Raw genomic sequence first — 23,128 nt, 5'->3', positions numbered from 1 at the left:
CAAAAAGGGCCGGCCCGTCCGGCTGTAGTGCTGTAACTGCGGCCTGCATCATCTCATCTCCAGAAAGTCCAGATAAACACATAGCCTACGAAAACGGCAGTCAGGGTAAAAGGCACGCCGATTCTCATAAAATCTCCAAAAGATACCTCATGCCCCTCTCTCTTGAGCATGCCGACGGCGGTAATGTTCGCCGAAGCGCCGATGGGGGTCAGATTACCGCCCAGAGTAGCTCCTGTGAGGAGGCCGAAATACAGAAGATAAGGCTCCACTCCCATTGACCTCGTCACAACAGTCAGGACCGGGAGCATCGTCGCCACATAGGGAATATTATCGACAAAAGCCGAGATCAGGACCGATCCCCAGACAATGATCGAATAGAGCAGGAAAAGATTGCCTGACCCGAACTTCACGATAAGTCCGGCAAAATCATCGATGATTCCCGCTTCTGTGATCCCTCCGATGACGATGAAAAGGCCTGTGAGGAGAAGAAGGGTTTCCAGGTCAAGGCTCTTCAAAGCTCCTTTAAGATTTCCGGTCTCCCTGTTTTTTATAAAATCGATCAGCATCGTGAGAACGGCCAGAGTACAGCAGATGATCCCGTTGATCACGGAGGGCGTGTCCGGGATAAAAGAGGCAATGATCAGGGCGAGCACCATTCCCACCAGCATGGCGCTGGGCATGTACTCCTTTACCTTGGTCCTTTCCTTTGCCTCCACCGGCTCCCTGTTCTTTCTGAAAAGGATCATCATGATCGGCACTGTGGCGGCTGCACCCAGTTCCACGGCAAAAAAGATCCCCGGCCTTCCCTTCATCCAGAAGAAATTCATGAAATTCATGCCGGCAAAGTCACCCAGCATGATCGAAGTGGTATCACCGACCAGGGTCGCCGCGCCCTGCAGGTTGGAAGAGACTGCGATAGACAGGATCATGCTGACCGGATTGATGCCGAGCTTTTTGCAGACCGCAAGACCGACAGGAGCTACCATCAGGACGGTGGCCACGTTGTCAATGAAGGCGGAGATCAGTCCCGCGAACAGGGACATATAGATCGTGACCCACATGACATTTCCTGATTTTTCCAGAAGGATGTCTGCCAGCAGGTTCGGCATCAGGGACCGGATGAAATAATAGACGATGATCATCGTCCCGCTGATCATCATCAGAACATTCCAGTTGATCGTGGAGAGCAGCCTTCCGAAAGGAAGGACTCCGCTGACCAGGAAAACGGCTCCGACCCCGAGTGCATAGAAGGGTCTGTGCTTCGGCAGGGTGATCATCAGGACATACATCAGGATAAACAGGATCAGGGCAAACAGTTTCATCTGAAAAAAGCTCCATTCATTACAGATTTGCGGCCAGGATCTGCGCCTGCCCGCTCAAAAACATTCATCTCTTTGAACGCTCCGGGCTCCGCGGCGGTGGCGGTCAAAGAGGATGCGGCGAAGCTCCTCAAAGGCAGCTCCCCAAAGGGCATTCGCCTGTTCAAGCGCTCCGGGCTCCCGCAGCGCTCCGGACAGCCGGAAACAGCCGGCAGACAGAAAGTTAGTTAAAACAGAAAGGCATCCGCAATATCGCCGGCCTCCAGGGAGGCACCGGCAGGGATCTCCGCGAAGGCATTGCTCTCTGCAAAGCTGGCCAGCATCTGGTTGCCCTGACGCGGGCTGATCTGCATTTCCTGGACCGTCCCTCCGGGATCGATCCTGCCCCGCAGAAGGCGGGCGGACTGGTTTCTGCGGCTGTAATCCTCTGTCAGCCTTACCCGTACATGCTCAGGCAGATACTGCCGCAGCCCCGTTCTCTTTTTCAGGACAGGGAGGACCACCGCATAAAAGGCTGTCATACAGGCTGCCGGATTGCCGGAGAGCCCGAAGACCGGGATCCCGTTCCCGCCGGAACCGCCGGATCCCTTTCCTTCTTTCTCGCAGATTCCATAAGCTCCTGCCATCCCCGGTTTCAGAGAAAGACCCCTGGCCAGCAGCCGGATCCCCGCCTTTTCCATGGCGGCCGGGGTGCAGTCGTAATCGCCCACTGAGACTCCTCCCGAAATGATCACGGCGTCACAGCTTTCCATTGCTTTTGTAAGGAGCCGGCTGATCTCGTCCTCATCATCTCTCGCAGTCCCGGCATAAAAAGCCGTGCAGCCCGCCAGGGTGCAGGCCGCCTGCAGCGTGTAGCGGTTCGTATTGCTGATCCGGCCCGGAGACGGGTCTTCATCCTCTTCGAGGAGTTCCGTTCCGGTGGACAGGATGGCAACGACAGGCTTTCTGTAGACCAGAGGGCGCAGGATCCTCTGCCCGGCGAGGGTCCCCGCCAGGCCTGCATCGATCCGGATACCAGCAGGACACAGGAGCTGTCCCATTTGGACGTCCTCTCCTGCGTAGACGATATTGGATCCGGATTTCTGCGGCTCGCTGATCGTCACAGTCTCCTCTGTGAACCTTGTTTTTTCAAAGGGCAGGACCGCGTCCGCACCCTCAGGGACCGGAGCCCCTGTCATGAGATGGGCGGCTGTCCCCGCCGTTACCGGGCAGTGGGGGACGTCTCCCGCCGCTATATAGTCTGTGATCCGCAGCGTCACCGGCTGCTCTTCGGATGCCTGAGCTGTATCCTCCGCCCGGAAAGCGTAACCGTCGTAGGGCGAACGGTCAAAGGGAGGAATATCCGACTGTGCCAGAATCTCCCGGGCCAGAACTCTTCCCGCACAATCCTGCAGCGGGACTTCCTCCGTATCCACAGGAGCTGCCTTCTCAAGAAGGACATCTCTCACTATTTTATAATCACAGTTTTTGAGCATATCAGCCTCTCCCTGTCAGGGTTTTCGCTTTCAGGACCGGAATAGTACAAGTATAAGCCTTTTTTCCCTTTTTTAACAGTGATAATCTCCATGGATCCCTCCTGTCTTTGACACCAGGCGGATGTCCGTGATCTCCATATCCCGCTGTACTGCCTTGCACATATCATAAACAGTCAGCGCCGCTGTCGAGACTGCAGTCAGTGCTTCCATTTCGACGCCGGTCCTTCCCTCACAGGAAACCTCCGCCCGAATATCCACAGCACACGCTTCTTCATTCAGGGTCAGATCCAGCCTGATCCCTGAGAGAAACAGGGGATGACACATGGGGATCAGGTCGGAAGTGCGCTTGGCGCCCATAATGCCCGCGACCTGCGCCGTCCCCAGGACGTCTCCCTTTTTCATGCCGCCGCTTCTGATCAGCTGGAAAGTATGAGGGTTTACCAGAACCCTGCCCTCAGCGGCCGCTGTCCTGCGGGTGATGTCCTTGTCTCCGACATTTACCATTCTGGCTCTGCCGCTCTCGTCGAAATGTGTAAAATCCTGCATGCCTGAAGCCTCCCCTTTCTCCTGTCCCGAAGCCAGCGTTTCCGTTCTCCCGCCGTTTTCCAGGATCGCGTCAGCGATCCCGTCTATATTTTCAAAAGGAAGCGTCCTCTCACTGAAGAGATCCTCCGGCAGGTCGGACACAATGAGAAAGCGTCCCTCCGGATTCGAGGCCGGTGAGCGCGAGATTCCGCTGCGGACGATCTCGATTTTCGGAATAGGGAGGCCCTTGAACCCCTCCGCCAGGATCACATCAGCCTCAGGGAAGGCCCCGCAGGCTCTCTTAAAAAAAGCCAGCGCTTCCGGCTCCTCCTCCATATCAGGGAATGTCCCGAACTTCCGCAGGAAGACCTGCCCGCGCGAAAGCACTGCCGCCCCGTATGCACCGGCCTCCACATAGCGGAAACTGTCTTTTCCGGGGAGGTCACATTCAAAGGCATGGCCGTCGTGCTTGATGACTGCGACCCGCATCCCTCTCCCGGTCAATGCCTTCACTATTTTCTCTGTCAGCGTTGTTTTCCCGCTGTTTTTGATGCCGCAGACGGCTGAAAAAATCCCCATTTTTTCCATTCCTTGCAGAAATCACTTCCTATAGAGATCACTCCTTATAGAGACTACTCCTTTCAGAGATCACTCCTTTCAGAGATCACTCCTTCCAGAAATCACTCCTTCCAGAGATCACTCTTTACAGAGATAAACCCTGAGCGTCTGGATCTCATCCTCCGCCATGCCGCTGTCCCTCAGATATTGTTCCGCGCTGTCCTTTAGAACAGTCCCTCCGAAATCGGCATCGTCGGGCAGTGTAGTGAGCTGGTTGATGATATCCATAAACTTGAGGTGTCTGATCGCTTCATATTTTTCGGGATGACTGTCCTGCGTGATCCCATAGTAATTGTCATAGGTCGCCATGTAATCCTCGAGGATCTCCTCATACGACGCCCCGGCCAGGGCTTCAAGCAGAGCACAGACAAAGCCGGTCCGGTCCTTGCCCTCGAGGCAGTGAATATAGACCGGGCCTTCCATGGTCACCATATCGCGCAGTCCGCCCGCCAGCGACTTCATGAACCTCTCGGTCCTGAAGGATGCAGTCAGCCCCAACAGGGAGACTTTGTTGTCCTCGTAAAGACTGACAAAATAGTCTGAAGAAAAATCTTCCTTCTCCCGGTAGGAAGCGATTTTCTCCTCATTGTCAGCCAGATCAAGGATATAGCGGATCCCATAAGCCCAGAGAAGATTATCCGTAATCTCTGCCCTGGACATGGAGTTGTCGACAGGTGACGCCCCGCGGTAAAACATTCCCTCTTTCAGGTCACCGCCGGACAGCGCCCGGAAATTGGCAAAGTCCTCATCGCTCTCATATTCACTTCTCTCGTTGCTGTAAACGATATTCAAAATGTCCTGAGTCTCCCGGTATCTGCCTTTTTCCTTCAGCGTGACCGTCACGCTGTCTCCCTCCTTCAGCCCTGCGTATTTCCAGAGCTCCGTCCCCTGGCAGAATGCGATTACAGGTTTTGTGTAACCGGGATAGGCGCAGATCACAGGATCCCCGCTTCTGGCGTTGTAGCCATTATAATAAGGAACATCTTCCAACGTATAGCCGTTGCTGAACCTGACCTCGCAGCTGTCCCCGAGGTCGAAGCCGGAGGCGTTGAAATCCTCCAGGGGAATGCTCATTTCAACTGCTCCATACGGCGTGTATTCCGTAACAGGAGCCGTCACAGCAGTTTCTTCCGGAGAGGTGCCGGCAGCAGTTACTTCTGTCTGTGCCTCTTCTGCGGCAGAAGGGGTTGAAACCTCCTCCGTTTTTGTTCCTTTTTTCCCGCAGGAGAAACAAGAGAGGAGGAGCAGGAGCGACATGAGGAGACAGAGGATTCTTTTCATGTTCATATTTCCCTTCTTAAAAATTTTTTACTATTTTCTTTCCTTATGCGAACGGTTCAGAAACAGACGATCAGGCGCCATTCTTTTTTGCTGCATATTCACATTATAACATTTTTCTTACAGGATAATAGCTAAATGAAAAAACTCCCGGGCCTGCGAGCCGGCTCGAGTCCCGGGAGCATTTCTGGTATACCTCCGCCGTATTGGATAAACTGAGTACTTGTTTCAGATTTTTAAATCTGTCATACCGTTTGCCGTCTCCGGCAGGCATATGCCTGCCGGTTTTTTAACGCTATTTTAATTTCCTTCCGTTTTTCTTTAACCCCTTTTTAACGCTCCCTGTACGATAATATTCCCATAAAAAGAAAAGCTGTGACTATGATTCTATGACTTCGTTTTTATATAAAGGTACCCGTTATGCTCAATGTCAGAATATATATCCAGGACCGTCTGACCTCGTTCCGGATGATCCTGCTCAGTTTCATCCTTTTTATCTTCACAGGAGCTCTGCTTTTATCGCTGCCGTGCGCCTCAGTCGGCAGTGAAGGCGTCTCCTTCCTGGATGCCCTCTTTACTTCTACTTCCGCGGCCTGTGTGACCGGACTGGTCGTCTTTGACACGGCGACGAAATGGACACTGTTCGGCAGGATCGTGATCATGATCCTCATCCAGATCGGCGGGCTCGGCGTAGTAACAGCCGCAGTTGCCATGGTGTCCCTCACCGGAGTACAGATCGGAATAATGCCCAGGATCGCCATTCAGGACGCGGTCTCCGCTCCCCAGATCGGCGGTGTCCTGCATTTCATGAAGTTCCTCATCGCGGGGACCTTCTGTATTGAAGGCATAGGAGCTGTCTGCCTCTACCCCTTTTTCAGCAGTCAGTTCGGTCCGGTAAAGGGGATCGGATATGCGGTCTTCCACTCCGTTTCCGCTTTCTGCAATGCCGGTTTCGACCTTATGGGCGTCCGGGAGCAGTTTTCATCACTGACTTCCTGCTCCGCGAACATCCTGGTCAATATGACTATCATGCTCCTGATCATCGTAGGCGGGATCGGTTTCCTGACCTGGGAAGACCTTCTCCACTGCCGCCTCCATTTCAAAAGGCTTCGTCTGCAGACCAAGATGATCCTGACTACGACAGCACTGCTGATCCTGCTCCCCTTCCTGTATTTTTTCTTAATCGAATTCAGGGGCAGCACCGGAACAGAACGCGTACTGCTGTCACTCTTTCAGAGCGTGACGCCCCGCACAGCAGGCTTCAACACCTTTGATTACAGCCAGATGAGTGAGAGCGGCTGGTTCATCACCATCCTTCTGATGATGGTCGGCGGAGCGCCGGGATCGACGGCAGGCGGCATGAAGATCACCACCCTGGGCATCCTCATCCTCTCTGCGAACGCCTATCTCAGGAGAAAAGAATATGTCAACTGCTACGGACGGAGGATCGAACAGGATGTGATCCACAATGCGATGGCCCTCCTGACTCTTTACATCACCCTCCTGTTTGCAGGGACCATGATCGTCTCCAATATCGAAGGGCTCCCGATCCTGCCATCCATGTTTGAATGCGCCTCCGCGCTGGGTACCGTCGGACTGACCACAGGCATCACCACCAGCCTGTCCACAGTCTCCAGACTTATCCTGATTTCCTTCATGTTCTTCGGACGGATCGGAGGGATCACCCTGGGATACGCTCTCGCGTCTACCGTCCGCCTGAACACAGGGCGTTTCCCTGTAGAGAACGTTTCGGTGGGTTAATAATCGGCAGGATTATAATCGGCAGGATTATAAGCGGTGGGATATTAAGCAGAAAAAAGAAGAGAAAAGAGAAAAAGAACGATGAAAAACATACTGATCATTGGAGCAGGCAGGTTCGGGAGCTTTGCCACCATGAAGCTGCATGACCTGGGTCACCAGACTCTGGTCATCGACAAGGATGAAAACCGCATCAACCGCATCCTCCCCTATGCTTCCGAAGCAAGGATCGGGGACAGCACTGATGAAGGCTTTATGAAAACCATAGGCGTCCACAGCTATGATGTATGCCTGGTCTCGATCGGAGACGATTTCCTCAGCTCCCTTCAAACCACCTTCACCCTTTCCGAACTGGGAGCAAAAAAAGTCATAGCCCGGGCTACCAGCAGCAGACAGGAAAAATTCCTGCTGCGCAACGGAGCGGACGCAGTTGTGTTCCCGGAGCGCGAGCTTGGTTACTGGACAGCCATCCGCTACAGCTCCGACAATATCGCCGATTACGTGGAGCTTTCCGACGGCTACGCGATCTTTGAGATCAGCATACCGGACCGCTGGAATGGAAAGAAGGTCGGGGATCTGGATGTCCGGAGAAAGTTTCATATCAACATTCTCGGCATACGCTCAGAATCCGGCAATTATGCTTCCTACAACCGTTTTAAAAACAGCCCGAATAAAAAATTCCAGACGCATGAGATGAACATGGATGTCCGGTCGGATACGATCCTTCACCACGGAGAAACCCTGCTGGTGCTGGGCAAACATGAACACATACAGAAATTCCTGTAAAAACAGGGTTATCAAGGTTAAAAGACAAGGTTAAAAGACAAGGTTAAAAACAAGGTTATACAGGTAAAAATAATATATAAAAATATATAAAGGGGAGGAAACTACCATGGCACACCTGCTCACATTGCTCGCAGAAAACATTTTTGTTGTAATCGGGTTCGCATTATACACCGGATTCGTGTATTATATGATAACGAGGACACTTCGCAAACGCTTCGGAAAAGACTACGCTAAAAAGAAAAAAGTCAATGCGGAAAACGCCGGCAGGAGGGATTTTTCCAGACATGTCGTCTCAAACAACCCTATTTCCGGAAATGATTTTTCGAGCTGAGCCACTAAGCTGAGCCGCTATTCTTAAAGAGGCAATTTCATGATACAGGCACAGACAAAAGGCAGCAAGACAGGTATAGAAAAAAAATTCACACAGGGCGGGGGCGCACCCCGCCCTGTTGTCATGGTCTGCCTTTCCTCCTCCCCCAGTAATAAACGCGTGATCAGGACTGCAGCCAGGACTGCTTTCCCTTTCAAGACCGAAACCGTTCCCCCGGAGCCGCAGAAATCATTCTCTCCGGGGCAGTCCGCAGGGGTATCCACCGGACAGACTAAGACAGTATCCCCTGGATCAAAAGAAACACGGGGAAAGCCTGCAGAAGCGCTTCCCGGAAAAACGTCTCCGGGCCGCGCCCCCATCGCCCTCTTTGTCGGAATAGACGGCAAAGAACCGGAGGCGGATTCCATGCTGAGCGAGAATATCCAATATGCCAGAGAGTACGGCTTCGAGATCCACACTGTGATCGGGAACGACATTCCGCTCGCCATTTCTGAATACGCAAAGCGCGCGGAGGTGACGGATCTTTTTCTGGGATACAGCCCCCCTCCGTTTTTCCTGCAGACGAGAAAGCCCATCAACGAACGTCTCCTGAATTACCTGCCGACAGTGGATATCCATATCATACCGGATACCGTGTCCTCCCCCTACCCGGGAGCGATCCGCAGAGGTTCAGAAGAAAGCCCGTGGAACCTGGCGGATCTGCTGAACGTGCTGGCCGTCATGACGGCAGCCACCCTGCTTTCCTTCGCCTTTTACCACTCCACGTTCAGCAATTCCAATATCATCACGATCTATATCCTGGCGGTCCTCGTCGCCTCCGTGACGACCTCCAGCCGGCTGTACGGTATACTGGCGGCGATCCTCTATGTCCTTTTGTTCAATTTTCTCTTTATTGAGCCGCGGTTTACGCTGGCGGTCTACGACTCCACCTATCTGGTGACCTACCTGGTGACGATGGTCGCTGCCCTGATCACCGGAACCGTGACCATCCGGATGAAGAACATCGCCCGTTCCTCCGCCGAAAACGCCTATCAGGCCAAGATCCTCCTGGATACATCAAACCAGCTGGAAACAGCATCCGGGAGCCGGGAGATCGTCCGCACCACCTGCCGGCAGCTTGTCCACCTTCTCAACCGGTCTGTTTTGTTCCTGCCGGTCGATGATGGTGACAAAGCTCCCCTCATTTTTCCCGCGGGAGAAAAGACGATCTCTGCCTCTGTCCTGAAATCGGAAGCAGAGGCTGTCCGCTGGGCTGAGGAAAACAGCAGCCAGTCCGGAGCGTTTACTCCCCATTTTCCGGAAAGTACCTGCCGCTACCTGAGCATCTATTCCGGGGCCAACCGGTTCGGGGTGATCGCCATAGACATGGACGGCCGTCCCTTCACCGATTTTGAAAACACCATCCTGCTCTCCATCGTCCATGAATGCACGATGGCCCTTGATAACGAACGCATGGGGCAGGAGCAGAAAAAAGCCGAGATCCTGGCAGAGAACGAAAGGCTCCGCGCAGGCCTTCTCCGGTCTCTCTCCCACGATCTCCGCACTCCCCTGACCTCGATCAGCGGCAACGCGTCCACTCTCAGGAGGAATGAGGATGATCTACCCAAGAGCGTCCGCTACAAGATCTACGAAGACATCATCGAGGACGCAGGGTGGCTGAACGCCCAGTTTGAAAACATCCTCTCGATGACCCGCCTGGAGAGCGGCCGCACCCTGCAAAAGACAGTGGAAAACATGGAAGATGTCATAGAGGAAAGCCTCAGACACATCTCCCCTCATCCCTGTCACAAGATCATGTTCGAACATACCGATGAGCTTCTGTTCGCGCCGATGGATCCCAAGCTCATCATGCAGGTTCTGGTCAATCTGCTGAACAATGCCATTAAATACACCCCCGCCGGATCTACAGTCCGGATCAGGGCGGAGAGACAAAAGGACATGGTCTGCGTTGAAGTGGCGGACGACGGTCCCGGCATCCCCGACGAGGAAAAGCCCTATGTCTTCGACCTTTTTTATACAGGTCATCATGCGCTCGCCGACAGCTACCGCAGTATGGGACTGGGCCTCAACCTCTGCGCCCAGATCCTCCAGATCCATGAAGGAGATATCGAAGTCTTCGACAATCCTGCCTGCAGCACCCGCGGCACAGTCTTCCGTTTCCGCCTTCCGGCCGCAGAGATTACCCTTCCTCAGTAAGAATAAATAACTGCAATTCTCTTGCGGCTCTCATCACTTTCCGCCAAAAGTCTGCCTGTTAAAAGGCAGTATATGGTGTAAGAATCCATGGTGTTATGGCCCGATGGTGTTATAATAAGAAGAGCGCGGCAGTATCAGTCGAATTTCAGTCCCCTGCGCCCAAAGCTCCGCAGACAGGGCCTTGCCGCTGCTCAACGAAAGGAACACTTCATGAATGAGATGAAAATACTGGTGGTTGAAGATGACAGATCGGTGTCCAGTCTCATTACGACCACTCTGAAGCTCAATCAATACAACTACATAAGCGCGGGCACAGGGAACGAAGCGATCTCCCTGTGCGCCTCCCACCACCCGGACCTGATCCTTCTGGATCTGGGACTGCCGGACATAGACGGGATCGAAGTCATCCGGACGATCCGCACCTGGTCAGGCGCCGTCATCATTATCATCAGCGCAAGGGGTGAGGACAGCGACAAGATCGCGGCTCTGGACAGCGGGGCGGATGACTATCTCACTAAGCCTTTCTCCATCGAGGAGCTGCTCGCCCGCATCCGGGCTGCCCAGCGGCGCATGCAGTACATCCGCGCGGGCCGCGAGGAGAATCCGGTCTTTACCAATGGAGATCTCTCCATCGACTACACTTCCCGGCAGGTCACGCTCGCGGGAAAGGAAGTCCGCCTGACCGCGATCGAATACCGGCTTCTGACCCTCCTGTGCGCCAATGTCGGGAAGGTCCTGACCCACTCCTACATCATCGACCAGATCTGGGGAGGCGGAGTGGAGACCGACATCATCTCCCTCCGCGTCTACATGACCTCCCTGCGCAAAAAGCTCAAGGCAGCCCAGCCGGACTTCTCCCTGATCGAGACCCATATCGGCATAGGGTATCAGATGCTGCGGATCAGCTGACTCTCTTTGTCCATATTGCACAAATAAGGGAGAAGTCTTTTCGTATTTATTTGTCCATACACATATTGTACAAAATAAACATAAGATTTTTAGTAATAAATCTTCCAAAAAAATCTTGCATTCTATTGAATTAATTAGTATGCTAATTAATGGAGTAAATTTTAGGCCGGTCACATATTGTGACGGCGGTACACACATGATTGAAGGAGGCATTTATGGTTAATTTTCAGCTGACAGACGAGCAGAAAGATATGCAGGAGCTTTTCCGTAAGTTCGCTCAGGAACAGATCGCTCCCATCGCTGAGGAGATGGACGAGAAGGAAGAGATGAACATGGATATGGTCAAAAAGATGATGGAGCTTGGCTTCTTCGGCGTTCCTTTCAGTGAGGAAGTCGGTGGCACAGGCATGGATTATCTGACCTACTGCCTGCTGATGGAAGAAGTCGCAAAAGTCTGCGGCAGCACCAGCATCACAATTTCTGTTCATACTTCTCTTTGCGCTTCGATCATTGAGCAGTACGCTACCCCCGAGCAGAAAGAGAAATGGCTTCGTCCCCTCGTGGACGGAAGCAAGATCGGCTGCTTCGGCCTGACCGAGCCGAACGCCGGTTCCGACGTCGCAGGCGCCGTCACAACCGCTGAGAAGGATGGCGACTACTATGTCATCAATGGTTCCAAGATCTTCACCACCAACTCCGGTTTTGCTGATACCTTCCTGGTATTCGCTCTGACCGACAAGTCCCTCCCTGCACACAAGGGCATGTCCGCATTCATGGTTGACAGGAATACCCCCGGCCTGGAAGTCCAGCCCGACATCAAGCGTATGGGTATCCGCGCAGCTTCCAACGCGGAAGTTTACTACAACAACGTCCGCGTCCACAAAGATGATATGCTCGGCAAGGAAGGCACTGGCTTCAAGATTGCTATGCAGGCTCTCGACGGCGGCCGTATCGGTATCGCTGCACAGTCTGTCGGTCTTGCACAGGGTGCTCTCGATGCAGCCATCAAGTACTGCAAAGAGCGTAAACAGTTCGGCAAGCCCATCACTGCTTTCCAGAACACCCAGTTCCGTATGGCTGAGGATCAGGCCAACATCAATGCCGCTCGTCTCCTGACCTGGCAGGCAGCTGTCGCAAAGGACAATCACGAGAACTATGGCTTCTTTGCTGCACAGGCTAAGATGTTCGCTTCCGCTATGGCTAACGATGTCTGCCGTCACGCAGTCCAGTACATGGGCGGCTACGGCTACTGCCGTGAGTACGGCGTAGAGCGTCTGCTCCGTGACGTCAAGATCACTGAGATCTACGAAGGCACCAACGAAGTCCAGAAGATGGTTATGTCCGGAAGCATGCTCCGCTAATCATTACCACCGACTGTACTTCAACAGTCCCGAATACAAGACCGGGCTGCAGGGAATACCCTGCAGCCCGGTTTTTGCGTGTAGCAATGAGCCATGCACAGACGTTTGATCAGACTGACGATGGGGTGCTCGCACACCAGCGGAAGGATGATCAAACGTCTGTATACGGCGAATGCCGCGACAGTGAACAAACATGAAATGTTTGTGAACCTGTCGGCATGGCGAATTGCGTCTCCAATCAGTCACAGCCATGCACAGACGTGAGAAAATCGGGCTGATGTGTGCCCGCCTCCCCTCTTTACGCAGTCCTCTCCTGCCCTTTCCGGCGCGCGCCTACCATAGCCTCAAACTCCTTCAGCTTCCTGACCTCCGCATCCGTCAGATCAGCAGGCACCTGCACCTGCACAGTGACATAGAGATCACCGGGCATGGCGCTGCTCTTTTCCGCATGGACTCCTTTACCTCTGATCCTGATCTTCTTTCCTGCATCCGTGCCCGCCGGCACTTTGCACATGATCTTCTTTCCTCCCGGCAGCTGTACCTGCGCCTCTCCTCCGAGTACGGCTGTTGTAAAAGGTACGCTGACCGACGTATAGAGATCCTGCCCCTTTCTGGAGTAATTCCTGTCCTCGTCCACGCTCACTCTCAACAGCAGATCTCCTCTTCTGTTTCCATCAGCGGAGACATGCCCTTTACCGCGGAGCCTGACAGTTTTTCCGTCAGCAATGCCTGCGGGAATGCGAACCCTCAGGGTCTGTGTCCCGCTGCCATCCTCTTTCTGCAGGCGGATATTCCTGTCACATCCCAGAACGGATTCCTCGAAACTGACCCTGACCGGGATCTCCGCGTCCAGGTTCTGCGCATTCTCCTGAAAGCCCGATGCTCCTCCAAAGCCTCCTGCTCCCGTATATCCTCCTGTAGATCCGCGGCTTCCTCCTGTAAAGAAACTTCCGGTGCGGGATCCGCCCTGTCCGAAGCCTCCTGCCCCGGCAGCTGCTCCGCCTGCTCCGGCGTTTCTGAGAAGCTCTTCAAAGAGGTTCCCGTAATCTCCCTCTTCTCCTCCCTCAAAGTGAAAGCTCGTGTAACTGCCGTCGCCATTGCGGAAAAACCCTGTCTTCCCGCCTTTTCCGTTTCCAAAGCCTCCCCGGCCGCCTCCGAAACCGCCGAAAGCGCCCTCGAAGCCATCCGGCCCAAAACCGCGGAAACCGCCGTATGAACCTGCGCCGCCATGGCCGAAACCGGCTGCCTGCGCCTCCTTCATCCGTTTTGCATATTCCTTGGGGTCCATTCCGCTCTCAAAAGCCGCATAGCCGAATTCATCGTAGATCTTTCGTTTTTCCGCGTCGCTGAGGATCGCATTGGCCTCTGAAATATCCTTAAATCTGTTTTCCGCTTCTGTATTACCGGTATTCATATCCGGGTGGTATTTTTTAGCCAGTTTTCTATATGCTTTCTTGATCTGCGCTTCATCCGCAGTCTTCGGTACACCGAGAATTGCATACAGATCCTTTTCTTTCTGTTTTCTGTATTCCGCCATGCTCTTCACCTCCCTTCTGTCCGAGGTCTCCATACTGATATAGTATTAACGTCGAATTGACGTCCCCTTGCTGGCAGAGTAATCAACTGACAGGTATTATCGACACACGGCCGCGCGCATCCGGCTCTCTTCCGTATGCACGCGGCCGCGCCGTCGCAATTTTCTTACTATTTGTTATATATATTATATAACACTTATTCTTTCTCACGTCAATGCTTTTTTGCATTTTCCCTGGATCATTCTTCCGCTGTTTTTGTACACGCCCCCTCGAGGGGCGGAATCATTGCTTCGTACGTTAACCTTCCGCTTCTTCCAGCAGGTGCTTTTCCTCCTCTGTCAGATCATGGGCCGCGAAAAGATCAGGCCGCACCTTTTTTGTCAGCAGCAGAGACTGCTGCAGGCGCCATTTGCGGATGCGTTCATGGTCGCCCGACCGCAGCACTTCGGGGACAGCTTCTCCCTCGTAGACAGCGGGCTGTGTGTACTGCGGATACTCCAGGAGCCCGTTTTCAAAGGATTCTTCCACCGTGCTGGCCTCCCGCAGGCTCCCCGGCAGCAGACGGACGACAGAATCGATGACCACCTGGGCAGCAAGTTCTCCGCCCGTCAGGACATAATCGCCGATGGAGATCATTTCGTCAGCATGAGGATAAATGCGGGCGTCCATACCCTCATAATGGCCGCAGACCAGGATCAGATGATCCTCCTTTGCAAGTTCATGGGCCTTCTTCTGGGTATAAGGGATCCCCGCAGGAGCCAGGATGACCGTGTGGGAAGCTGACGACATATCTATCTTCTCCGGCAATCCCCTTTCAGCTTCTGATGTCATCGTCTTTCCTGTTTCTTCAGACGTATCCACTGTTGATGAGGGTATCTCCTCTCCTCTGCAGGCCCGCAGAGCATCCAGAACCGGCTGACAGCGCATGACCATCCCCGCCCCTCCTCCAAAAGGGGAATCATCAATATGGCGAAAGCTGCCCGGTGCATAATTGCGGATATCGATGATCTGGACTTCCAGCGCGCCCTTCCGGACCGCCCTTTCAATGACCGGTCCCTTTAAAAAATCCCCGAACAGGCCGGGCATCATGGTGAGAACAGATATTTTCAACCGACACTCCCTCCCTCAGTCCTGTATGTCAGTACTGTATGTCAGTGTTGTATGTCAGCTCTGTACGTCAGTGCTGTATGTCAGTCCTGTATTTCAGCGCTGTACGTCAGTGCTGAATGTCAGTCCTTGTCAGCTCTGTATGTCAGCTCTGTACGTCAGTGCTGAACTCAAAACCCGCAATAATTTGATCCCGGAAACAATCCGGTAAAGGATTACTGCAGGGCAATACTACAGCAGCTCATCCAGGGTCTTTCCATAAGCGGGCAGAAACTCCCTGCAGAAATCCTCTATTTCGGGGAGTTCCTCAGACATTTCCCTGAGAGTATCCCGGATCGTCTGCCTGGCGGTCCTGAATTCGGCGTTTCCGGCATTCTCCTCTTCAATGCACTTGATCAGGGCAGAGAGTTTGTCCGCAGCTTTGACAAGCCGGAGCAGGTATTTCTCCCCATCGCCATTTTCCCCTGTTTCCGGGAGCAGGATCTGCTCGTAAACGCCCCGCAGGTCTTCCGGCAGAAGCTCGATCAGCCTCCGCGCGGCAGCCTCTTCCACATCTTTATAGGCCCGCCGGATATCCCGGTTGTGATATTTGACGGGAGTCGGCATGTCACCGGTGATGATCTCCGTCGCATCGTGATACAGACCGATGACAGCGGCCCGGTCTGCGTCAAGACTTCTGCCATAACGCAGGTTTCCGATCGTGCACAGGACATGGGCGATCGAAGCCACCTCCAGAGCATGCTCAGAGAGGTTTTCCGGACGGGAGCTGCGCATCAGGGCCCATCTTTCTATATATTTCATTCTGGAGATCGTCGCAAAAAAACTGTACATGTACTCTTCCTTATCCTTCGATGCCATCGGCTCCATCGGCTTTATCGGCCTCCGGCCGGGGCTTGACCTGTAATTATCCCTGTAATCATCCCTCTTGCTTCCAGCTGCGGACCTTTGCCCGGATACGCTGCAGGGCATTGTCTGTGGATTTTTCCTCCCGGTTGAGGATACGGGCAATTTCGATATAGTTCATGCCGGTGAGATGGAGATCCAGGACCTGTTTCTCCAGCGGGCTGAGTTCTGTCTCGATCCGCGCCTGCAGCCGGTCCAGGTTTTCTCTGTCGATCATGACCTTCTCCGGATTCGTACCGTAATTTCCCGAAAAAAGTGTGCCGGATTCCTCGGAAAGTGCTTCCTCCAGCTCGGGACGGTCATCACTGTCATCGTCCATCCTGCCTCCGTGGGATCCCAGCGGGGCATTCAGGGAAACTGCCGTATTCAGAGGCATGTGCTTTTTTCTTCCGGAGGCCTGTACAGCAGTGTACATCTGACGGGAAACACAGAGCGCGGCAAAGGTTGCAAAGCTTGCGTCGCGGCCGCGGTCATAATCCCTCAGCGCTTTAAAAAGCCCGATCATCCCCTCCTGGATCAGGTCCTCTGACTCTCCTCCCAGGATGAACATAGACCTGGCGCGGTTTCGGACCATTCCCTTGTAGCGGCTCATGAGCGTCTCTGTCGCGGTCTCATCCTGTTCATGGGAAAGCGCGACAAGCTCATCATCCGTCAGCTTTTCATAGTATTCCGGTCTCATGTACTGTCCTCCCTGAGCTCTTATCCATTCCTTTTTCCGGCCGTATTTCATCTTTAATGATCAGTTCCGGTTCTAGCGAAAAACAGCCCCGGTTCCCGCGGCCTTTAAAAAGTTCCCGGGACCAGCCAGACTGCCTGAATGTCTAAAGAATATCCAGTGACTACAGCTCCCTCTGCCTGAGGATCTCGTACATCAGGATGCCGGCGGCAACAGACGCATTCAGGGAATCGATCTCCCCTTTCATGGGAATGGCGGCTGTCATATCGCATTTTTCTTTTACGAGCCGGCTCACGCCGCTGCCCTCTGATCCTATGACCAGACCGATGGGACCTGTCATGGACAGCCTGGTCATCGGCGTTCCATCCATATCCGCGCAGACAAACCACAGGCCTTTTTGCTTCAGTTCCTCCATCGTCCGGGCAAGATTGGTCACTTTGACGACCGGTGTGTAGTGGATAGCTCCGGCGGAGGCCTTTGCCGCTGTCGCCGTCAGGCCGGCCGCCCGGTCCTTGGGGATGATGACCCCGTGGGCACCGGCAAGGTTTGCCGTCCGGATAATGGCGCCCAGGTTATGCGGATCCTCGATCTGATCGAGCAGGATAAAGAAAGGATCCTCTCCCTTTGCGGCAGCTTTTTCAAAAAGCTCTTCGATCTGGGCATAGTGAAATGCCGCCGCCTGGGCGATCACTCCCTGATGTTTGCCTGTCTGGGACAGCTGGTCCAGCCGCTGCCTGGTCACAAAACGGACCGGTGTATTCTTTTCCTTTGCCAGGCGCAGGACAGTCTGCATCGCGCCTTCCGCCGGTCCCTCCAGCAGATAGAGCTTCTCTATGGTCCTGCCGGCCCGATAAGCCTCGATCACGGCATTGCGCCCTTCGATCCGGTTCTCATCAGGTTCCGCTGTGTTTCTGTTGAATCTGCTGTTTATATCCTCCCGTCCCGCGGTCCTTTTTTCTTTCCGTTCCCGCGTCCGACGCCTTCTTTCTTCTTCCATATCTGCAGAAATACCTCCTTCCCGGTTTAAACTGCTCTGGTCCTGTGCCCTAAGGCCCTATCAGCAGGGACCATTTATTCTTTATTTTGGATAGCGGTATAGTGACCGCAATGTAATGATCTTCCCTTTTGCGCGCGTATCCCACGGCTGAAGTCACGGGTATTACCCGATGAAGCGGGTCCCCTTTTGCGCGCGTACCCCGCAACTGAAATCACGGGTATTACCTGAGAATAATAAAAAACAGCCCGTACAGCTTTTTCCTCTTAGCCGTACAGGCTGGATGATAACAGATGACAGATGACAAAAAGCAGGGCTTTCCGGATCTGCGGAGCAAAAAGAGGCAGGAAGTGTGACCTCACTGCGGAAAATGCGAAAAAACGCAGCTTTGCAAAAAAGAGGCAGAGGAGTCTCACAAAAGAGGCAGAGGGGTCAGAGCAGGGGTTCCCCGTCTCTTCTCTGCGTCATCTGCAGGCCTGTCCTGAGCAGGTCCATGAGCCGCTGTGTCCTCCCCTGGAGATAGAGATAGCCGCAGAGGGCCTCCAGAGCTGTAGCCTGGAGGTATTCTTCCAGCGACGCTCCCTTTGCGTGATGCATCGGGTGGGAGTTCCTGCCCCTCCGGTAGATCTTTTTTTCCTCCGGCGTCAGCAGGTCATAGATTGATCTGCCGATCGCCGCCTGCTTCTGGGCGCGCACCAGGCGAGTGGTCTCATTATGGAGCTTCTGAGCCTGACGGTTTCCTTTTTCGAGGACACTTGTCCTGATGATCAGGGAATAGACCGCATCTCCCAGAAAGGCCAGGGAGAGCGGCGAGACCGTCCTCAGATCCAGGTCTGCCCCGTACAGGGAGAACAGCTCCGGTCCCGCGCTCTCCGGACCGGAAACCGGTCCGCCGGCTCCGACGGATCCGTCAGGGATCAGGTCAATCTGGTCAATCCGGTCAGACCGGGTCTCTGTCTCGTCAAACCTTCTTGTATCAGGCTTTTTCATCAGGCCTTCTTCCACTTGACGCCTTCACGGGTGTCCTCCAGAATGATCCCCTTCGCCTTGAGCTCGTCGCGGATCGCATCAGCTTTCGCGAAATCGCGGGCCTTTCTGGCCGCCTGGCGGCCGGCAATCTGGGCCTCTACATAAGCAGCGAGGTCTTCGTCGAGATTTTTGTCCCTCTGAAGGAGCAGGCCGCAGACATCGGCAAGGCTCTGCAGTTCATCACTGATCTTCTGTAAAAAGGCAGCGGAGGAATTCTCATCCGCATGGCTGTTGATCCATTTGACAAGCTCAAAGACTGCAGAAATACCGTCCGCAGTATTAAAGTCATCGTCCATGGCGGTTTCAAACTGCACTCGGAAGGCATCTGCCTCCGGGAGCAGGGCTTCCTCTGCCTCAGTCAGGGCAGTCTTTCCCGCTGCAGCTGCTTTCTCCAGAAGGAAACGGAGGTTCTCAGCGCAGTTGACAATGCGTTCATAGGAGGTTTTGGCGGATTCCATCAGGTCCCTGCTGAAATTCAGGGGGCTTCTGTACTGGACGGACAGCATGAAATAACGAAGGACCTGTCCGTCATACTGGTCCAGAATATCACGCACAGTAAAGAAATTGCCCAGAGACTTGGACATCTTGCGATTGTCGATATTCAGGAAGGCATTGTGCATCCAGTAGCGAGCGAAGGTGCAGCAGTTTGCTGCCTCGGACTGCGCGATTTCATTTTCATGGTGCGGGAAAATCAGGTCTTCTCCGCCCGCATGGATATCGATGGTGTCGCCCAGATACCGTTTGCTCATGACGGAGCACTCAATGTGCCAGCCGGGACGGCCCTTGCACCAGGGAGATTCCCAGTAAGGCTCCCCTTCTTTTTTGGGCTTCCAGAGAACAAAATCCAGCGGATCCTCTTTCTGGTCCTCGCCGGTGACCGCCAGCATGCGAAGGCCGGTCTGCATGTTGTCCAGATCCTTGTGGGAGAGCTTGCCGTAATCCCTGAATCTTCTTGTGCGGTAGTACACCGTGCCATCCTTCGCGACATAGGCATATCCGGTGTCGATGAGGCTCTTGATCATCTCGATCATGCCGTCGATCTCCATGGTCGCCCGGGGATGGGTCGTAGCGGGACGAACGTTCAGTGCCGCCATGTCCTTTTTGCACTCTTCAATGTAGCGCTCGGAGATGACAGAGGCATCCACGCCTTCTTCCTTTGCCTTATTGATGATCTTGTCATCGACATCCGTGAAATTGGAGACAAAATTGACTTCATATCCGCGGTATTCCAGATAACGCCTGACCGTGTCAAAGACGATCATCGGCCGCGCATTCCCGATATGGATCAGGTTATACACAGTGGGGCCGCAGACATACATCCCGACCTTCCCCTCGTGCAGCGGCACAAAATCCTCTTTGCGTTTCGACATCGTATTGTAAATTCTGATCATTTACAGTCCCTCTTCTATGATTACAGTTTCTGTCTTATATGCTCATATATATGCTCAGAACCTTCAGGCCCTGAGCATATATTTCTATTAATTATTTATTCTGATTATTTATTCGTTTGTTCATTTATTCGTGGTTTATTACGCATTCCTTGTTCAGGATTTTCCCGGTATGCCTTATTCCGGCAGCTGTTGCGGGGAAGCCGTGAGAAGGGCGGCGGCCTGCGCACTGATCCCCTCTCCCCTGCCGGTAAAGCCCAGATGCTCCTCCGTCGTAGCCTTGACGCTGACCTTCGTGACGTCGATCCGAAGTGCCCTTGCAATATTCGTCCTCATCTGGTCGATATAAGGCCTGAGCTTCGGGGCCTGAGCGATCACGGTAGAGTCCACGTTTTCGATGATCCAGCCGTTGTCCTCCAGGATCCGGGAGACATGGCCGGCAAGGCTCAGGGAATCCGCTCCCTTGTAGGTAGGATCGCTGTCGGGAAAATGAAGTCCGATATCCCCGAGCGCGGCTGCGCCGAGCAGGGCGTCCATGATGGCATGGACCAGGACATCCGCATCGGAATGGCCGAGCAGGCCTTTTTCATAGGGAATATCCACTCCTCCAAGAATGAGCTTCCTGCCCTCCACGAGCCTGTGCACATCATAACCGGTACCTATACGCATGGTCTTTCCTCCCGCACTTCATACATGTGGCCATGACCTACTGTTCACAAACATATATGATGAAAACTACGCGTGCTGTCGCGCTTACACGCTCCCAGCCCGCTCCAACCATTCGGAATCCGCTCGTTTTGCGCGAAAAGCGCGCGCAAAACGGCTTCTTCCTCATGTTTGGGCACTCGTCAAATGTCTGCAAATGCTCATGCGAGCATGGCATTTGCAGCCGCTTGACTCGCTGTTTTCATCATATATTAATGGTGGAACAGGCGGATGCCGGTAAAGCACATGACCATATCATGGGCATTGCAGGCCTCGATGACATTGTCGTCGCGGATGGAACCGCCGGGCTGGGCGACATACTTGACGCCGCTGCGGAAAGCCCGCTCGATGTTGTCCCCGAAGGGGAAGAATGCATCGGATCCCAGTGTCACGTCCTTATTGCCGGCGAGCCAGGCCTTCTTCTCTTCCACAGTGAAGACCTCGGGCTTAACTGTGAAAAGGGCTTCCCACTTGCCGTCGTCCAGGACATCCATATACTCCTCGCCAATGTAAAGGTCGATGGCATTGTCGCGGTCCGCGCGGCGGACGCCCTCCTTGAAGGGGAGATCCAGGACCTTGGGGCACTGTCTCAGGTACCAGTTGTCGGCTTTCTGGCCGGCAAGGCGTGTGCAGTGGATGCGGGACTGCTGACCGGCACCGATACCGATAGCCTGTCCGCCCTTGACAAAGCACACGGAATTGGACTGGGTGTATTTGAGAGTGATCAGGGCGATCGCCATATCGTCGCGGGCTGCAGGGGGCAGATCCTTGTTCTTTGTGACGATATTGGAGAAGAGGGCATCGTCCACGACGAGCTCATTACGGCCCTGTTCAAAGGTGATCCCATAAACCTGCTTCTTTTCGATGGGCGCGGGAACATAGTCCGGATCGATCTGCAGGACACAGTAGTTTCCTTTTTTCTTCTTCCTGAGGATCTCAAGAGCATCCTCATCATAGCCGGGAGCGATCACGCCGTCGGATACTTCAGGCTGGATCAGCCTGGCCGTGCAGGCATCGCAGGTATCGGACAAAGAAATGAAATCACCGAAGCTTGACATTCTGTCCGCTCCGCGCGCGCGGGCATAGGCGCTTGCCAGGGGAGTGAGCTCACCCTTGTCAGCTACCCAGTAGATCTTTGCCTCCACCTCTGTCAGCGGAAGACCGATCGCTGCTCCCGCCGGAGAAACATGTTTAAAGGAAGTCGCGGCAGGTTTTCCGGTTGCCGCTTTCAGCTCCCTGACCAGCTGCCATCCGTTGAGGGCATCCAGCAGATTGATATATCCGGGTCTTCCATTCAGCACAGTGATCGGAAGCGCGCTGCCATCCTCCATGTATACGCGGGAGGGTTTCTGGTTAGGGTTGCATCCATATTTCAGCTGAAGTTCTTTCAGTGCAGTGTCCATTTGATGTCCTTTCTTTTGCTTGTTGATATTAAACATTCTTGTTGATGATCCGGCTGTCGGCTTCCCCTGTCTCGATGTCTATGTAGCGGACAAACAGGGAAACCTTGTTGTCCTCATTGAGTGCCTTCCAGATCCGCTCTGCGAAAACATCAATATCGGCAGTAAAATCATCTCCGAAAGCAAGCTTGACGGGCTCCCCGCTGAAGGAAGGCAGCGGATTTCCATCGCCCTGATAAGTGGAGATAAAGCGTCCCTGGCCCGCGGCAGGTTTCTCATAGGCAAAAGTCTGACGCAGGCAGGAGGAAGGATCTCCGTCATCTGATTTGAGGATAGAGAGGGCAAAATTGTATGTGCCCGCTTCCACATGGAGCACGCCTGAGATCCTGGGGGTATAATTGGGCGCGTCCGGCTCGAATTCACGGCTGCGCAGGCTCTGCTCAAAAGTCATCTGCCTGTCCAGCCCCTCATAAATGGTATCAGTCTGGTCTCCGTTTGTGACGATCGTCTTGTTGCCGAGCACACGGACGGGAGCGTAGATGATCAGGCTGGGATCCTCCATTTTTGAGGGATCAAAAGCCTCTGTGCGGATCCCGTTTCCTTCAGTCACAAAGACCCTGTTGCGGCTGTTAGTGCTTCTGCCCATGATGAAATAGGCGATGACTGCTTTTTTTCCATCAGCACTTCTGCCGATCACAATGCCTCTTCCCGGATAACTCACTTCTCTCAAAATCTTTTCCAGATCTGCCATGGGTTTTTCCTCTTCCTTTCCATCTGGTTTATGTTCTGTTGTTTTAACCATTTTTTTATTCTACCAAATCTTTTTTATAAAAGA

Annotated in this window: 20 protein-coding genes and 1 pseudogene; 6 read left to right on the top strand and 15 right to left on the bottom strand. The window is 53.7% G+C overall.

All coding sequences use genetic code 11. The features are described 5' to 3' along the window. Positions 1-53: 53 nt before the first annotated feature. From BLT02_RS00595 to BLT02_RS00580, 5 genes and pseudogenes are all read right to left on the bottom strand, one after another. The gene (locus tag BLT02_RS00595) at positions 54-1,322 is read right to left on the bottom strand and encodes an ArsB/NhaD family transporter (RefSeq protein WP_092990910.1); all 1,269 of its coding nucleotides are present in this window, start codon (positions 1,320-1,322) and stop codon (positions 54-56) included. 224 nt (positions 1,323-1,546) lie between these two features. Next, positions 1,547-2,794, bottom strand: coding sequence for a molybdopterin molybdotransferase MoeA (gene glp, locus BLT02_RS00590; RefSeq protein WP_092990909.1), 1,248 nt, complete (start codon positions 2,792-2,794; stop codon positions 1,547-1,549). Between the two features lie 72 nt (positions 2,795-2,866). After that, positions 2,867-3,340 (bottom strand): cyclic pyranopterin monophosphate synthase MoaC, encoded by a 474-nt coding sequence (moaC, locus tag BLT02_RS17650; RefSeq protein ID WP_242869659.1) that lies wholly within the window; start codon positions 3,338-3,340, stop codon positions 2,867-2,869. Positions 3,341-3,415: 75 nt separating this feature from the next. Next, positions 3,416-3,898 (bottom strand): annotated as a pseudogene (mobB, locus tag BLT02_RS17645) (molybdopterin-guanine dinucleotide biosynthesis protein B); the annotation flags it as partial. A 117-nt stretch (positions 3,899-4,015) separates the two neighbouring features. Then, complete coding sequence (locus tag BLT02_RS00580; RefSeq protein WP_092990907.1) at positions 4,016-5,224, bottom strand: tyrosine-protein phosphatase; 1,209 nt, start codon at positions 5,222-5,224, stop codon at positions 4,016-4,018. Positions 5,225-5,635: 411 nt separating this feature from the next. Here BLT02_RS00580 and BLT02_RS00575 point away from each other — a divergent pair, with 411 nt between their 5' ends. The 6 genes from BLT02_RS00575 to BLT02_RS00550 all read left to right on the top strand — a co-directional run bounded on the left by BLT02_RS00575 (position 5,636) and on the right by BLT02_RS00550 (position 12,556). Continuing rightward, a complete protein-coding gene (locus tag BLT02_RS00575; protein ID WP_242869649.1) occupies positions 5,636-6,976 on the top strand; it encodes a TrkH family potassium uptake protein in 1,341 nt (446 codons plus the stop codon). A gap of 81 nt (positions 6,977-7,057) precedes the next feature. Continuing rightward, the gene (locus tag BLT02_RS00570) at positions 7,058-7,759 is read left to right on the top strand and encodes a potassium channel family protein (RefSeq protein WP_092990906.1); all 702 of its coding nucleotides are present in this window, start codon (positions 7,058-7,060) and stop codon (positions 7,757-7,759) included. Positions 7,760-7,865: 106 nt separating this feature from the next. After that, positions 7,866-8,090: a hypothetical protein gene (locus tag BLT02_RS00565; RefSeq protein ID WP_092990905.1), complete on the top strand. Its 225-nt coding sequence runs from the start codon at positions 7,866-7,868 to the stop codon at positions 8,088-8,090. 39 nt (positions 8,091-8,129) lie between these two features. After that, positions 8,130-10,286: an ATP-binding protein gene (locus BLT02_RS00560; RefSeq protein WP_092990904.1), complete on the top strand. Its 2,157-nt coding sequence runs from the start codon at positions 8,130-8,132 to the stop codon at positions 10,284-10,286. 210 nt (positions 10,287-10,496) lie between these two features. After that, positions 10,497-11,195 (top strand): response regulator transcription factor, encoded by a 699-nt coding sequence (locus tag BLT02_RS00555; protein ID WP_092990903.1) that lies wholly within the window; start codon positions 10,497-10,499, stop codon positions 11,193-11,195. Positions 11,196-11,410: 215 nt separating this feature from the next. After that, a complete protein-coding gene (locus tag BLT02_RS00550) occupies positions 11,411-12,556 on the top strand; it encodes an acyl-CoA dehydrogenase family protein (protein WP_092990902.1) in 1,146 nt (381 codons plus the stop codon). 298 nt (positions 12,557-12,854) lie between these two features. On the opposite strand, the gene BLT02_RS00545 is transcribed toward BLT02_RS00550, so the two are convergent. The 10 genes from BLT02_RS00545 to BLT02_RS00500 all read right to left on the bottom strand — a co-directional run bounded on the left by BLT02_RS00545 (position 12,855) and on the right by BLT02_RS00500 (position 23,044). Continuing rightward, the gene (locus BLT02_RS00545; protein ID WP_092991001.1) at positions 12,855-14,093 is read right to left on the bottom strand and encodes a DnaJ C-terminal domain-containing protein; all 1,239 of its coding nucleotides are present in this window, start codon (positions 14,091-14,093) and stop codon (positions 12,855-12,857) included. 295 nt (positions 14,094-14,388) lie between these two features. Beyond that, complete coding sequence (gene trmD / locus BLT02_RS00540) at positions 14,389-15,201, bottom strand: tRNA (guanosine(37)-N1)-methyltransferase TrmD (RefSeq protein ID WP_092990901.1); 813 nt, start codon at positions 15,199-15,201, stop codon at positions 14,389-14,391. 228 nt (positions 15,202-15,429) lie between these two features. Continuing rightward, on the bottom strand, positions 15,430-16,029 hold the full coding sequence (gene yfbR, locus BLT02_RS00535; RefSeq protein ID WP_242869648.1) for a 5'-deoxynucleotidase: 600 nt from the start codon (positions 16,027-16,029) through the stop codon (positions 15,430-15,432). A gap of 85 nt (positions 16,030-16,114) precedes the next feature. After that, positions 16,115-16,780 (bottom strand): sigma-70 family RNA polymerase sigma factor, encoded by a 666-nt coding sequence (locus BLT02_RS00530; RefSeq protein WP_092990900.1) that lies wholly within the window; start codon positions 16,778-16,780, stop codon positions 16,115-16,117. 160 nt (positions 16,781-16,940) lie between these two features. After that, positions 16,941-17,774 (bottom strand): 23S rRNA (guanosine(2251)-2'-O)-methyltransferase RlmB, encoded by an 834-nt coding sequence (rlmB, locus tag BLT02_RS00525; RefSeq protein WP_092990899.1) that lies wholly within the window; start codon positions 17,772-17,774, stop codon positions 16,941-16,943. Between the two features lie 429 nt (positions 17,775-18,203). After that, a complete protein-coding gene (locus BLT02_RS00520) occupies positions 18,204-18,761 on the bottom strand; it encodes a Mini-ribonuclease 3 (RefSeq protein WP_092990898.1) in 558 nt (185 codons plus the stop codon). Continuing rightward, positions 18,761-20,188 (bottom strand): cysteine--tRNA ligase, encoded by a 1,428-nt coding sequence (gene cysS / locus BLT02_RS00515; RefSeq protein WP_092990999.1) that lies wholly within the window; start codon positions 20,186-20,188, stop codon positions 18,761-18,763. The genes BLT02_RS00520 and cysS overlap by 1 nt, the downstream gene beginning before the upstream one ends. A 177-nt stretch (positions 20,189-20,365) precedes the next feature. Further along, complete coding sequence (ispF, locus tag BLT02_RS00510; RefSeq protein WP_092990897.1) at positions 20,366-20,857, bottom strand: 2-C-methyl-D-erythritol 2,4-cyclodiphosphate synthase; 492 nt, start codon at positions 20,855-20,857, stop codon at positions 20,366-20,368. Between the two features lie 248 nt (positions 20,858-21,105). Beyond that, positions 21,106-22,296 (bottom strand): phosphoribosylaminoimidazolecarboxamide formyltransferase, encoded by a 1,191-nt coding sequence (locus BLT02_RS00505; RefSeq protein ID WP_278277359.1) that lies wholly within the window; start codon positions 22,294-22,296, stop codon positions 21,106-21,108. A gap of 28 nt (positions 22,297-22,324) precedes the next feature. Further along, positions 22,325-23,044 carry an IMP cyclohydrolase gene (locus BLT02_RS00500; protein ID WP_092990896.1) on the bottom strand — a complete coding sequence of 240 codons (720 nt, stop codon included), beginning with the start codon at positions 23,042-23,044 and terminating at the stop codon, positions 22,325-22,327. Between the last annotated feature and the right edge of the window lie 84 nt (positions 23,045-23,128).

Origin of the sequence: Sarcina sp. DSM 11001, from assembly GCF_900101015.1 — a bacterium.
In the GTDB taxonomy this organism is placed as follows: Bacteria; Bacillota; Clostridia; order Lachnospirales; family Lachnospiraceae; genus CAG-791.
This window is presented reverse-complemented; position numbering and strand designations above follow the sequence as displayed.

Excerpts from the sequence above, each read along its gene's own strand:
- BLT02_RS00505 (WP_278277359.1), bottom strand. The coding sequence starts at position 22,296 with ATGGACACTGCACTGAAAGAACTTCAGCTGAAATATGGATGCAACCCT.
- BLT02_RS00595 (WP_092990910.1), bottom strand. The coding sequence starts at position 1,322 with ATGAAACTGTTTGCCCTGATCCTGTTTATCCTGATGTATGTCCTGATG.
- BLT02_RS00570 (WP_092990906.1), top strand. The coding sequence starts at position 7,058 with ATGAAAAACATACTGATCATTGGAGCAGGCAGGTTCGGGAGCTTTGCC.
- ispF (WP_092990897.1), bottom strand. The coding sequence starts at position 20,857 with ATGCGTATAGGTACCGGTTATGATGTGCACAGGCTCGTGGAGGGCAGG.
- BLT02_RS00550 (WP_092990902.1), top strand. The coding sequence starts at position 11,411 with ATGGTTAATTTTCAGCTGACAGACGAGCAGAAAGATATGCAGGAGCTT.
- BLT02_RS00580 (WP_092990907.1), bottom strand. The coding sequence starts at position 5,224 with ATGAACATGAAAAGAATCCTCTGTCTCCTCATGTCGCTCCTGCTCCTC.
- moaC (WP_242869659.1), bottom strand. The coding sequence starts at position 3,340 with ATGCAGGATTTTACACATTTCGACGAGAGCGGCAGAGCCAGAATGGTA.
- BLT02_RS00530 (WP_092990900.1), bottom strand. The coding sequence starts at position 16,780 with ATGAGACCGGAATACTATGAAAAGCTGACGGATGATGAGCTTGTCGCG.
- BLT02_RS00555 (WP_092990903.1), top strand. The coding sequence starts at position 10,497 with ATGAATGAGATGAAAATACTGGTGGTTGAAGATGACAGATCGGTGTCC.
- BLT02_RS00575 (WP_242869649.1), top strand. The coding sequence starts at position 5,636 with ATGCTCAATGTCAGAATATATATCCAGGACCGTCTGACCTCGTTCCGG.
- glp (WP_092990909.1), bottom strand. The coding sequence starts at position 2,794 with ATGCTCAAAAACTGTGATTATAAAATAGTGAGAGATGTCCTTCTTGAG.
- rlmB (WP_092990899.1), bottom strand. The coding sequence starts at position 17,774 with ATGGAAGAAGAAAGAAGGCGTCGGACGCGGGAACGGAAAGAAAAAAGG.
- BLT02_RS00500 (WP_092990896.1), bottom strand. The coding sequence starts at position 23,044 with ATGGCAGATCTGGAAAAGATTTTGAGAGAAGTGAGTTATCCGGGAAGA.
- BLT02_RS00560 (WP_092990904.1), top strand. The coding sequence starts at position 8,130 with ATGATACAGGCACAGACAAAAGGCAGCAAGACAGGTATAGAAAAAAAA.
- BLT02_RS00520 (WP_092990898.1), bottom strand. The coding sequence starts at position 18,761 with ATGAAAAAGCCTGATACAAGAAGGTTTGACGAGACAGAGACCCGGTCT.
- BLT02_RS00565 (WP_092990905.1), top strand. The coding sequence starts at position 7,866 with ATGGCACACCTGCTCACATTGCTCGCAGAAAACATTTTTGTTGTAATC.
- BLT02_RS00545 (WP_092991001.1), bottom strand. The coding sequence starts at position 14,093 with ATGGCGGAATACAGAAAACAGAAAGAAAAGGATCTGTATGCAATTCTC.
- yfbR (WP_242869648.1), bottom strand. The coding sequence starts at position 16,029 with ATGTACAGTTTTTTTGCGACGATCTCCAGAATGAAATATATAGAAAGA.